The sequence below is a fragment of the Leptolyngbya sp. NIES-2104 genome, from assembly GCF_001485215.1.
Lineage (GTDB): Bacteria > Cyanobacteriota > Cyanobacteriia > Leptolyngbyales > Leptolyngbyaceae > Leptolyngbya.
Map to the genome: position 1 here is coordinate 1,662,365 of NZ_BBWW01000001.1, position 11,803 is coordinate 1,674,167.

Annotated in this window: 13 protein-coding genes; 8 read left to right on the plus strand and 5 right to left on the minus strand. The window is 45.4% G+C overall.

Annotated elements, in window-relative coordinates:
- Positions 1-17 precede the first annotated feature (17 nt).
- From ppsA to NIES2104_RS07645, 3 genes are all read left to right on the plus strand, one after another.
- Positions 18-2,495 carry a phosphoenolpyruvate synthase gene (gene ppsA, locus NIES2104_RS07635; protein WP_058997278.1) on the plus strand — a complete coding sequence of 826 codons (2,478 nt, stop codon included), beginning with the start codon at positions 18-20 and terminating at the stop codon, positions 2,493-2,495.
- 61 nt (positions 2,496-2,556) lie between these two features.
- Positions 2,557-3,324, plus strand: a complete 768-nt coding sequence (locus tag NIES2104_RS07640) for a class I SAM-dependent methyltransferase (RefSeq protein WP_058997285.1) — start codon at positions 2,557-2,559, stop codon at positions 3,322-3,324.
- 3 nt (positions 3,325-3,327) lie between these two features.
- Positions 3,328-4,014, plus strand: coding sequence for a hypothetical protein (locus NIES2104_RS07645; protein ID WP_058997290.1), 687 nt, complete (start codon positions 3,328-3,330; stop codon positions 4,012-4,014).
- Here the strand turns inward: NIES2104_RS07645 and NIES2104_RS07650 are convergent.
- Positions 4,001-4,405: an NIL domain-containing protein gene (locus NIES2104_RS07650; RefSeq protein ID WP_058997292.1), complete on the minus strand. Its 405-nt coding sequence runs from the start codon at positions 4,403-4,405 to the stop codon at positions 4,001-4,003. The two genes, NIES2104_RS07645 and NIES2104_RS07650, sit on opposite strands and share 14 nt — an antisense overlap.
- A gap of 251 nt (positions 4,406-4,656) precedes the next feature.
- On the opposite strand from NIES2104_RS07650, the gene NIES2104_RS07655 reads away from it, so the two are divergent.
- Together NIES2104_RS07655 and NIES2104_RS07660 are read left to right on the plus strand one after the other, a co-directional pair.
- Positions 4,657-5,370: a PTPA-CTERM sorting domain-containing protein gene (locus tag NIES2104_RS07655; RefSeq protein ID WP_058997294.1), complete on the plus strand. Its 714-nt coding sequence runs from the start codon at positions 4,657-4,659 to the stop codon at positions 5,368-5,370.
- 61 nt (positions 5,371-5,431) lie between these two features.
- Positions 5,432-6,607 (plus strand): PP2C family protein-serine/threonine phosphatase, encoded by a 1,176-nt coding sequence (locus NIES2104_RS07660; RefSeq protein WP_058997296.1) that lies wholly within the window; start codon positions 5,432-5,434, stop codon positions 6,605-6,607.
- A 151-nt stretch (positions 6,608-6,758) separates the two neighbouring features.
- Here NIES2104_RS07660 and NIES2104_RS07665 read toward each other — a convergent pair whose 3' ends face one another.
- On the minus strand, positions 6,759-7,091 hold the full coding sequence (locus NIES2104_RS07665) for an STAS domain-containing protein (protein ID WP_058997298.1): 333 nt from the start codon (positions 7,089-7,091) through the stop codon (positions 6,759-6,761).
- A gap of 332 nt (positions 7,092-7,423) precedes the next feature.
- Here NIES2104_RS07665 and NIES2104_RS07670 point away from each other — a divergent pair, with 332 nt between their 5' ends.
- Positions 7,424-8,404, plus strand: coding sequence for a sugar transferase (locus NIES2104_RS07670; protein ID WP_058997300.1), 981 nt, complete (start codon positions 7,424-7,426; stop codon positions 8,402-8,404).
- A gap of 21 nt (positions 8,405-8,425) precedes the next feature.
- Complete coding sequence (locus NIES2104_RS07675) at positions 8,426-8,884, plus strand: anti-sigma regulatory factor (RefSeq protein WP_058997301.1); 459 nt, start codon at positions 8,426-8,428, stop codon at positions 8,882-8,884.
- Here the strand turns inward: NIES2104_RS07675 and NIES2104_RS07680 are convergent.
- Positions 8,881-9,576: a Uma2 family endonuclease gene (locus NIES2104_RS07680; RefSeq protein WP_058997302.1), complete on the minus strand. Its 696-nt coding sequence runs from the start codon at positions 9,574-9,576 to the stop codon at positions 8,881-8,883. The two genes, NIES2104_RS07675 and NIES2104_RS07680, sit on opposite strands and share 4 nt — an antisense overlap.
- Before the next feature lie 116 nt (positions 9,577-9,692).
- On the opposite strand from NIES2104_RS07680, the gene leuD reads away from it, so the two are divergent.
- Positions 9,693-10,289 (plus strand): 3-isopropylmalate dehydratase small subunit, encoded by a 597-nt coding sequence (leuD, locus tag NIES2104_RS07685; protein WP_058997306.1) that lies wholly within the window; start codon positions 9,693-9,695, stop codon positions 10,287-10,289.
- Positions 10,290-10,293: 4 nt separating this feature from the next.
- Here leuD and NIES2104_RS07690 read toward each other — a convergent pair whose 3' ends face one another.
- Both NIES2104_RS07690 and NIES2104_RS07695 read right to left on the minus strand, forming a co-directional pair.
- Complete coding sequence (locus NIES2104_RS07690; RefSeq protein ID WP_058997307.1) at positions 10,294-10,755, minus strand: CYTH domain-containing protein; 462 nt, start codon at positions 10,753-10,755, stop codon at positions 10,294-10,296.
- 4 nt (positions 10,756-10,759) lie between these two features.
- Complete coding sequence (locus NIES2104_RS07695; RefSeq protein WP_263970925.1) at positions 10,760-11,803, minus strand: carbohydrate kinase; 1,044 nt, start codon at positions 11,801-11,803, stop codon at positions 10,760-10,762.

An 11,803-nucleotide genomic window follows, 5' to 3' on the forward strand; every position in this document is an offset into this window, starting at 1 on the left:
TATTCGAGAATTATTCCATGTTTACAACGCATAAACTAGAAATTTCTTCGCTCAATCAAGATGCTAAAGAAACCGAATTTGTTCTTTGGTTTGAGCAGGTTGGAATTGCAGATATCTCGATCGTGGGTGGCAAAAATGCCTCTCTCGGAGAAATGATTCAGCAACTCACACCAAAAGGAGTGAATGTTCCGACAGGTTTCGCAACGACGGCTTATGCGTTTCGGTATTTCATGGAAAAGGCAGGGTTAGAAGCTCGATTGCGGCGATTATTTGCAGATTTGAACGTGGAAGATGTGAATAATTTGCGCGATCGAGGTCGTCAAGCCCGCCGATTGATTTTAGATACACCCTTTCCAGCAGAGTTAGAATCTGCGATCGTAGAACATTACATTCAGCTATCACAACGCTATAACAGTCCAGTTGAGCAATTAGATTCAGATGATCTGAGTCGTCATAGTGGGGTTGATGTGGCGGTGCGTTCTAGCGCGACTGCGGAAGATCTTCCTGATGCAAGTTTTGCAGGACAACAAGAAACCTATTTGAATATTTATGGAATCAGGGACGTTCTCGAAGCTTGTCATAGTTGTTTTGCGTCGCTGTTTACCGATCGAGCAATCTCCTACCGTACGACTAAAGGGTTTGATCACTTTGATGTGGCATTGTCGGTTGGTGTGCAGAAAATGGTGCGATCGGATTTGGCGGCTTCGGGGGTGATGTTCTCGATCGATACTGAAACCGGATTTAAAAATGCTGCCTTGATCACCGCTGCTTATGGACTAGGCGAAACAGTGGTTCAAGGGGTTGTGAATCCAGATGAATACATTGTTTTCAAACCCACACTCAAACAAGGATTTCGTCCAATCTTAGATAAGCGATTGGGCAGTAAAGAAATCAAGATGATTTATGACCTTGGTGGTAGTAAACCAACGATGACTGTTCCCGTGGCGAAATCTGAACAAGCAGAATTCGCGCTGCAAAATGATGAGATTTTGCAGCTTGCTCGATGGACGTGCATCATTGAAGATCATTATTCTGATGTTCGAGGCAGTGAAAGCCCGATGGACATTGAATGGGCAAAAGATGGCTCGACAGGTGAGCTATTCATTGTTCAAGCACGTCCTGAAACAGTCCATTCTCAGAAAACGAGTAATGTTCTAAAAACTTATAAGCTGAAGGTTAAGCCATCAGAACCGCTGCTAATCGGTCGGGCAGTGGGTGAAATGATCGGTCAAGGAAAAGTAAGAACGATCGTGGATTTAACCAAGCTCGATGAATTCCAAGAAGGTGAAGTTCTAGTCACTACGCGGACTGATCCAGATTGGGAACCGATCATGAAAAAAGCGAGTGCAGTGATCACCAATCAAGGCGGGCGAACTTGTCACGCGGCAATCATTGCACGAGAACTGGGACTTCCTGCGATCGTGGGTTGCGATCATGCAACTGACCTCCTCAAAGACGGGCAAGAAGTAACCGTTTCTTGTGCTGAAGGAGAAGAAGGACATGTGTATGATGGCTTGCTGCCGTTTGAGATTGAAACACTTGAATTTGACAATCTACCGCGCCCAAAAACCCAGATTTTGATGAATGTGGGCAATCCTCAAGAAGCTTTTCGACTATCTATGATTCCAAACGATGGTGTAGGGCTTGCTCGAACGGAGTTTATCATCGCGAATCAAATCAAAATTCATCCGTTAGCATTGCTGCACTTTGAGCAATTGAAAGATAAAGCTGCAAAGTGGGAGATTAGTCAGCTAACGGCACAGTACGAAACTTTAGCAGATTATTTTGTCGATCGACTTTCTTCCGGGATTGGAATGATTGCTGCTGCTTTCTATCCAAAACCAGTGATTGTGCGAATGTCAGACCTCAAGAGCAATGAATATGCCAATCTGATTGGAGGTCGGCAGTTTGAGCCAGTGGAAGAAAACCCAATGATCGGCTGGCGTGGTGCATCCCGCTACTATGATCCGAAGTATGCGGAAGCGTATGGATTAGAGTGTCAAGCTTTCAAGCGAGTCCGGGAAGAGATGGGATTAACGAATATGATTCCAATGATTCCGTTCTGTCGTACTCCGAACGAAGGGCGAAGAGTGCTCGAAGAAATGGCGAAACATGGATTAGTCAGAGGTGAAAATGGGCTGCAAGTGTATGTGATGTGTGAGTTGCCGAGCAATGTTGAGTTAGCCGATCGCTTTAGCGAAATTTTTGACGGTTTCTCGATCGGCTCGAATGATCTAACACAGCTTACATTAGGTATCGATCGAGATTCGGCTTTAGTGTCTCAGCTATTTGATGAACGCGATGAAGCGGTCAAACGCAAGCTCCAACGAGTGATCGCAACGGCAAAACAATTCGATCGTAAGATTGGAATTTGTGGTCAAGCTCCGAGCGATTATCCTGATGTTGCAAAATTCCTGGTCGAGCAGGGGATTGATTCGATTAGCTTGAATCCGGATTCTGTGTTGAAAACGCGATTAGCGATTAGCGAACTGTAATCATTGATCGAGGCGTTGAAAGGCACTAGGATTGATCACAAAATGCGTTCAATTCCTTGTCATGTCTGAAACGCCTCCGCTTCACACACTTGATCCTTTGAATCGATTCTCCGATCGCGCAACTGACTATCAAAAATACAGACCTACCTATCCGCAAACTGCGATCGACAAGATCCTCTCCAATCTCGGCGATCCCGCTCAACTGATTGCCGCTGATATCGGTGCTGGAACTGGGATTTCATCTCGGTTACTTAGCGATCGAGGTTTACAAGTTATCGCGATCGAACCCAATGCTGCAATGAGTTCTGAAGCAGAACCTTATCCGCGAATTGAATTCCGACAAGCGATCGCAGAACAGACTGGGCTTTCTGATCAATCGGTTGATTTAGTCACTTGTTTTCAAGCCTTTCACTGGTTCAATGCTGATTCAGCCTTGCGCGAGTTCCGTCGCATTCTTAAGCCATCTGGACGACTTGCATTAGTGTGGAACACACGCGATCTAAATAACTCATTTACAGAGGAATATGGTGCATTGTTGCGACAGGTTTCAGAAAAGCACCCGGCACTCGATCGATTATTTGGTCGTAAAGAAACCTTGCCAGAAAATCCCTATTTTCCAACCTTCGAGGAGCATCACTTTCCGTTAGAACACGCGCTTGATTTACCCGCATTGATCGGGAACTCGAAAAGTCGATCGTATGTTCCAAGTTCTGGTGAATTGCTCGATCGACTTCTAGCAGATCTCGAAGCTTTGTATCAACGCAACAAAGATGATCAAGGATTGGTTTACATTAAGTACCTGACCAGAGTATTTATTGCTGGAGCCTAACAGATGGGATTGCGACTTGATCAGATTGTCCCTTGGGGTCGATCGCGCTCTGAGTACATTCAGATGTTTGATCTGACCGAAGCGGATTTGCAAAGGAAGATTCTTGATTGTGGTAGCGGTCCCGCCAGCTTTAATTTTGAAATGACACAGCTAGGACATTCAGTAATTTCTTGTGACCCGATCTATCAGTTTTCGACTGAGCAAATTCAGCAGCGGATTGATGAGACTTACGATGTGCTCCTGACTAAAGTAGAGGCGACACGAGAGAATTTTGTTTGGACAAACTTTCGATCGCCCGAAGATATGGCGCAATCTCGCATGGCTTCGATGAAAAAATTTCTAGCTGATTTCGATTCAGGATTGCAGCAAAAACGCTATCGAACCGATGAACTACCGAATCTTCCGTTTGACGATCAACAGTTCGATTTAGCTTTGTGTTCTCACTTGCTTTTTCTCTACTCTGACCAATTGAGCTTAGAGTTTCACCTAGCATCAATCTTTGAGATGTGTCGTGTCGCACCTGAAGTGAGAATTTTTCCACTGCTCCTCAACATGACGGGCGAAACTTCGCCATTCGTTGAACCTGTCATGCAAACCTTGAAAGAACAAGGCTATCAAGTCAATCTCCGACAAGTGCCCTATGAATTCCAGCGAGGCGGAAATCAGATGTTAGAAGTTAAAACGTTGTAGAAATCGCCTGCACTGGACAAGTTGGAATACATTGCTCACACACAATACAGCGCGATCGCGTAAACGATAATCGAAATGACTGCGGATCAAGCGTCAAGGCTTCCGTCGGACAAACCCCGGTACACAGCCCACAATCGACGCAGACACTTTCATCGATCGTAATTTCGCGACTGGCAAACGAGACGTGAATGTCTTGCGATCGCATCCAATCGATCGACGCATCCAATTGATCAATGTCACCCGACAATTCCACGACTAACTTACCGACCTGATTCGGAGCAACCTGAGCGCGAATAATATTTGCTGCTACATTAAAATCTTTCGCCAATCGATAAGTGACAGGCATCTGAACAGAGCGCTTCGGAAACGTTAGAGTGACTCGCTTTTTCACGGGGTTCGATCGCTTTTTCCTCATTCTAACGGTGGGGCGGGCATCTTGCCTGCCACCCCAATTCCGTAATTCCACAGAGCGAACATATAAAGATTTCATGAAGCGCTTTGCGATCGATCCGCAATTCCGCCAGAATGCTTAGCAGTGTTAAGCAACACATCTGAACGCATTTACCCAAGCCCCAATTCGCTGAATTTCTCAGCACCGATCAGGGATACGTGCCTATTCACCTGAATTGGAGTCAAGTTTGGATGACAACATTACAGCAGAATAAAAGAGTTTTCGCCGCAGTCACGATCGCGGTCAGCTTTAGCGCGATCGCATCTTTCAAAGTCGATGCTGCCATTATCACCGTGAACGATTCCGGTTCATGGATCAATGGCACAAATACGATCGCCAATCAAGGATTTAATCTAATTCCAGTTCCGAATGGATCTGAGGCGCTCGGTTCAGATCTATCAACGCTCAGTTCACCGACCGGCAATATTGACTTTACGAACAGTGTCAACAAGCGACAAGTTGGAATTTTAGATAAGAAGACTGGCTGGGAGAGTTGGAGTAATGGATATCAGGGCGAAGTCTACTACAGCGGGAAGGATGTTTTAACGCTCGATATCAAGCTACCGAACCTGAACGCCTTCGATTTTTACATTCAGCCTGATTTTCAAGAGATATCGACAATTTCGGTGATTGCTCAAAGTGGCACCCTTTCTGAGGTTCTGAGTCAAGATGTCGTCAATGGACTCGGAGGAGCAAAGTACTTTGGCTTTTACTCCGATGATCCACTTGATTCGATTCAATCGATCCGGATTGAGGGACCCAAATCAGGTGGATTCGCGATCGGACAGCTACGCGGAGCCAACACCAAAACAGCTAGTGTTCCCACTCCAGTTTTACTACCTGGACTGATTGGACTCGGTTTAGGACTATGGCGAAAAGCACGAAACAGACAAAGTGAAAACTAAGCCAACTTAACAAACGAGACTGGGCACTCTGAAAAAGATGATGTGCCCCTCTTCTCGTTGTATGCCTCCAGTTCTGATTATTGAAGACGATCGATTAGTACGGAAATTGCTCAAAAAATTGCTTCAGCCTCAAGGCTTTGAAGTGGTGGAAGCAACCACCGGAGCAGAAGGTTTAACGCTCGTTTCATCAGTCCGTCCAGCATTGATCCTCTGTGATTGGAGCTTACCTGGAATTGATGGGCTGTCAGTGTGTCGCACGATTAAAGCGAATCCTGATTGGTCAGATGTTTACTTCATTTTGGTAGCGGCTTATAGTTCGCCGGAACATCATGTGAAAGCATTGGACAGTGGAGCCGATGACTTTCTCTGTAAGCGGATTAAGATTGAAGAACTCAGTGCTAGATTGAGAGCGGGTCTAAGAGTCTATCGCGCCTTTCAAGAACAGCGGCGACTTGCTCAAGAATTGAAGCTTCAGCAAGAACAATTAGAAACCGAAATGGCAGAGGCATCAGAATATGTCCGATCGCTATTACCCGCACCGATGAACGATCGCATTGTAGCGCGATCGCAGTTTCTTCCGTCTCGACAGTTAGGCGGTGATTGTTTTGACTATCACTGGCTCGATTCTGAGTTCTTCGCGATGTATCTGTTAGATGTTTCTGGACATGGATTAGGAGCCGCTTTAGTGTCGGTTACAATTCAGAACGTGCTACGCGCTCAGATTCTTCCGGGAACAAACTTTTATCAGCCTGGATTAGTCTTAACTGCACTGAACGAAGCCTTTTCATCAGAAACGGATTGGTTAAGTGAAGCACCGAGCGATCGCTATTTCACGATTTGGTATGGTGTGTATAACTATTCCAAACAGTTACTGATGTATGCCAGTGCAGGACATCCACCCGCGATCGTGGTATCGGGACATTCTCCCAATCATCAAATTGATCAACTCCGCACACCTGGAACCCCGATCGGAATGTTTGCGGATTCAAAATACAAAACTCAGTTTTTCAAAGTTGAACAAGAGAGTACCTTGTATTTATTCAGTGATGGTATCTATGAAGTTCAGCAATCGGATGGAACCATTTGGAATTTAGATCAATTTGTGGATTTAATCGATCGACATCATCATTCAGAACAATTAGATAACTTAGAAACGATTGTTCGAGCGGTGAAAGATTTGAAATGCGATCGAGATTTTGACGATGATTGTTCGCTGTTGCAGATCAAATTGCGGTAGGTTGTTTGGATGGGTTGGATATCCGATTGAATTTGTCGTATCGCCATAAAATGCCGTAGAGACGCGATTAATCGCGTCTCTACAATCGGTTGGATAAACGCATCATTCGTCGCGTGGGCACCCCATACCCATTACATCGATCGATTTTTTATCAAACCATTGAACATCCTTCCCGCGCCCGATCGAATTCCAACTGATTCGCGAAAATCGGAAAAAACTGAATCACATCTGCAAGCTCTAGCAACATTCTAATTTCTTGCCCTAATGAACACAGCGCTAATGTTCCCTGTGCTGCCTTGACGACTTTTAACGAACTGACTAATGCACCTAATCCAGAACTATCCATAAACGTAGCCTGCTCAAAATCAACCAGAATTTGCACTGTCCCGGCTGCAATCACATCGAAAATATCTTGTTTGAACTGTTTTGCTTGAGTGTGACCCAGAATGCCACAAACCTTGACAACCTTCACAGGATGACTCATCACAACTCACCTAAGTACTAGATCAACGAGCTTTGTGACTGCTTCATCAAATAAACAGCCCTATCCCATAAAGCCCTGATATTTCTGAGAGTTCTTTATGTAAAATTTCAGATCTTTCAGCAATTTCTCGCGATCGCTAAACCAAGTCTTTCCGTAATTTCAACCTGTATGAATCGTGCTTAGAGGCAATATCTTTTGGCGTAAATTCAGGAACGTGCTCATCGAGTTCATCACCTAAAGTGTTATCGATCGCATCAGCACAGGCACTCTGGTATCAGTTAAGCCTCAATTTTGCTTGATTGTCCAATGCTGTCTAATCTTACGGGGTCAACATGATTCAACAGTCTTCGATCGCTTTTCCCGTCACGCAAACTGAAGAACTCTATCAAGTGCAGCTTCCGGCATTGTTAACCGTGACGGAGGCGATCGCATTTCGCGCAAAATGTCGAGAATTGATCGAAGCAAAACCGACTCCGACTAAAATTATTCTCGATTTTGCTCAAACGACCTTTATTGATAGCAGCGCGATTGGAGCATTAGTCATGTGTCTCAAAGCAGCTCGATCGCGTCAAATCGAACTAGTCCTATGGAGTGTTAAATCTGAAATTCTCACGATTCTAGAGTTAGCTGATCTCGGTCAACATTTCACGATCGAATCCAAGACGATCCCGCTCGAACCGCATCCCAAACCTCAGATCGAAGCGACTCACCCCTCAGTTCAATCAAAAACGAAACGAGCGATCGACATTGTTGGTGCAATGGTCGGCTTAGGAATTACAGCCGTTGTGTTTATCCCGATTGCGATCGCGATTAAGCTCGATAATCCAGGTACAATTCTATTTTCTCAAACTCGTTGCGGTCACTTGGGGCAGCGGTTTCAAGTTTGGAAATTTCGCTCTATGGTGAGCAATGCTGAACAACTAAAAGCACAAGTAGAAAATCAGAACGAAGGAGCATTTTTTAAGAATGAGAATGACCCACGAATTACAAGAGTCGGGCGATTTCTAAGAAAAACAAGTCTAGATGAGTTTCCGCAGTTTTGGAATGTTCTACGGGGCGAAATGAGCTTAGTAGGAACTCGTCCGCCATTGCCTGAAGAAGTCGATCGCTATGAAATCGCAAATTGGCAACGGCTCAATGTTAAACCGGGAATCACCGGAGAATGGCAGGTACATGGTCGATCGAAGATTCGCAATTTTGAGGAAGTGATTCAGTTAGATTTGCGGTACCAGGAGCGCTGGAGCTTGAAGTATGATCTACAGCTACTACTCAAAACCGTGATGGTTCTGTTCAGAAAAGATAGTGCATTTTAATCAGCCTAGGAGTGCATCACCATGAACAATCTCGTATCAACAGAAGGTGTGATTCACTTCGATCGACTGATTGTTCAAACGGACTTGACCGTAATTCCGCAGATTCTATCGTGGTTTGAAGCGTTTCAGCGGTTTCCGGTTTCTCAAGTGGTTTGGCTGCAAGGACAAATTGCGTTGGTAGAAGGTTTTACCAATGCAGTCCGGCACGCTCATGCCCAATTCTCAAAATACACTCCGATTGAGATTGAGGCGGGTATCTATCCGAATCGGCTCGAAATTCGAGTTTGGGATCAAGGTTCACCGTTTGATTTGGCGGAATTGATCGATCGAGTAGAGCAAGACTATCCAAATCCCCTAGAACACGAGGTACACTGGGGCGCAGCATTGTTCAAGAAGCTCAAAGATCAACACGGCTGGAATGTTGAATATTCCTGCTCTGGTGAGGGTCAGAACTGTTTGAGTTTGATCAAGTTTTACTAAAGTGCATCTGGATCGATTCCGAGCGATCGTAGTCTTTCTGCCATTTGTTGCGATCGCTGCCGTTCCTGTTCTAATTGTTGTTCTGCTTGCTCTGCTCGTTGGCGCTCTTGGTTGAGCATTTGATTAATCTCAGCGAACGAGAAAAAGGGTGTTCCGTCTGGTCGATACAACTCTAATTCTGCGTTCAACTCAAATCGAACACTCAAGCGGGGACTAACCCAACCCGACATCGATTCAATTTGATCGAGTAATCTATCCTCATCGCGAATCCACCCGCTTAACTGAATGCGATCGGGATCGTAAACGTAATACTCTTCGACTCCGTAGGTGTGATAAAACAGCAACTTCCGATCCATTTCAGGCTGTGTGTTCCCTGGAGATAAAATCTCAAATACGACTTGAGGCGGGAGATTATCTTCTCTCCACTGTTGATAAGAACCACGATCGCCTTTTGGTCTGCCAAATACGACCATTGTATCTGGAGCAGTACTTAACCGATTGTTGCCTTCTACCGGATACCAGAGTAAATCTCCCGCAACAAAAACATTGGGATCGTCCGCAAATAGCCATTCTAGATTCTGCTCGATCACCACAATCCAGCGAAATTGCTTCGTATTGTCCGCCATCGGTTTGCCATCACTTTCTGGGTAAAAAACCTCGCGCTGATCGAGGTTCTGCGGCTGTGTCACCATCGGGCGAAATCTCCTGCAACGATCTGCTTTCACATCAATATAGTACAGACGACTCAATTTTTCATCCGCACTAAAGAAATGCGAGAATAGACAACAGTGAAAAAAGGCACAACAATATGGTGAGTGAAGTTAAGACCGTGACAGGACGCGGAATTCCTTTAGTCGGAAATGACATTGATACCGATCGCATTATTCCAGCAAGATTTCTACGCTGTGTGACATTCGATGGTTTAGGAGCGCAAGTGTTCGCTGACGATCGCGTTCAGTTGCAAGGACAACATCCGTTTGATCTCCCTCAGTACCAAAGTGCAACCGTTCTGATTGTGAACGGAAATTTTGGCTGCGGATCGAGTCGGGAACATGCGCCACAAGCGATCGCGAAATGGGGGATTCAAGCGATCATTGGTGAGAGCTTTGCAGAAATTTTCTTTGGAAACTGTGTTGCGATCGGAATTCCTTGTATTACGGCTGATCCAAGTGTTACAAGCCAACTGCAAAAGCGAGTTGAAGCTGATCCACAGCTTGAGGTATTGATTAATCTAGAACAATTGAAAGTGCAGTGTGGATCATTTGAGGCTGAGATTACAATGCCATCGGGAGCACATCAAATGTTAACTTCTGGAACATGGGATGCGTGTGGTCAATTAGTTTCACAAGCTGATCAAGTTCGAGCAACTGCGGCAAAGTTACCTTATGTGGCTTGGAGCCGATGAGCTTCTACCAAGTTGTGTAAGGATGCTGTGCAAGATTAGAATTGTAGTAGCACGGATCATGCGAAACATCTTCCCCGATCCATTCAGGAAGCTCGATCGCTTGATCCGCACTTTTTAGCTCAACTTCTGCGATCGTCAATCCCCGATTTGCTCCTAAAAATTCATCGACTTCCCACACTAAACCATTCAATTCGATCTTATGGCGGTACTTTTCGATTAAAGGCGGCTTGCAAAGTTGATCCAGCATCTGTGTTGCATCTTCAACAGGAATTTCATACTCAAACTCTGCACGGGAGATTCCTTGAGTCTTACCTTTAATCGTGAGGAAACCTCGATCGCGAATTACTCGAATTCTCACCGTACTTTCAAGCGTCGGAATGTAACCTTGCCGATAGAGTTCACCTTGAGCCAGATTTCGCCATTGATCACTTTTTACTAAAAACTTTCGCTCAATTTCAACACCCATAAATTTAACCCTCCTGATCTTGTAGAAATAAGAACGCATCGACTTCTGCGCCCGTGGGTTGAGCATCGATCGCGCCTGCTCTCATGGTTGTTAGTGCGCCTGCTGCACTGGCATATCGCACAATGCGATCGGCATCTTGTTTTACTTCCGATAGTTGATGCTGGCAGAGTTGATGCACAAATCCTGCTAAGAAGCTATCGCCCGCACCTGTGGTATCTTCAACCTCGATCGAGAATGCCGGAACTTTCCCTTCTTTCTGGCTCAAGCAGTAAGCACATCCTTTCTCTCCAGCCGTTACGAGCACACCTTCTAAGCTTTCCAGCCGATGAGCAATCACACCGGGATCAGTGGTATCGAACAACCATTCTGCTTCTTCTTCTGCCAGCTTTAGGTAATCTGCACGTTTGATCAAATTGTGAATCATTCTAGGAGCAATGCTTTGATCATTCCAGAACACAGGTCGCCAGTTCACATCGAGTACAACCTTGACAAAAAATTGCTCACAGAGTTCAAGGGCACGTCCGATCGCGGCTCGACTTTCTGGATACGCTAGTAATAAGGTTCCAATCACTAAATAATCCGCGTGCTGAAACAATTTGACTGGAATGCGATCGCTCTTCAAATGTGTGTCTGCAAATTCGGTCGTATCCCGCTTGTCCCCAAATGCAACGAAACTACGATCGCCCGTTTCCGATCGCAACACTAAAACCGTCCGCGTTGGTGCTGGATACGTCTGAACTCCGCTGGTATCGACCTGAATCGTCTTGAGCAAATCGATTAGCGATCGACCTAAATCATCCTCGCCCACACAGCCAATAAATGCGCTCGGTGTCCCTAATTTCGTCAGTGCACAGGCAACATTCGCGGGAGCACCTCCTGGATACGAAGTCCAGGAAGACACGGCTTCGAGCGGCAATCCAGGCTGATTGGAAATACGATCGAATAAAATTTCACCTAAACAAATCACGCGGGGGTGCATTACGGTTTCATCTTCGAGTGTTTCCTTTATAGTATTTACGATCGCTCTCTTCAAACCTAAAGAATTCAC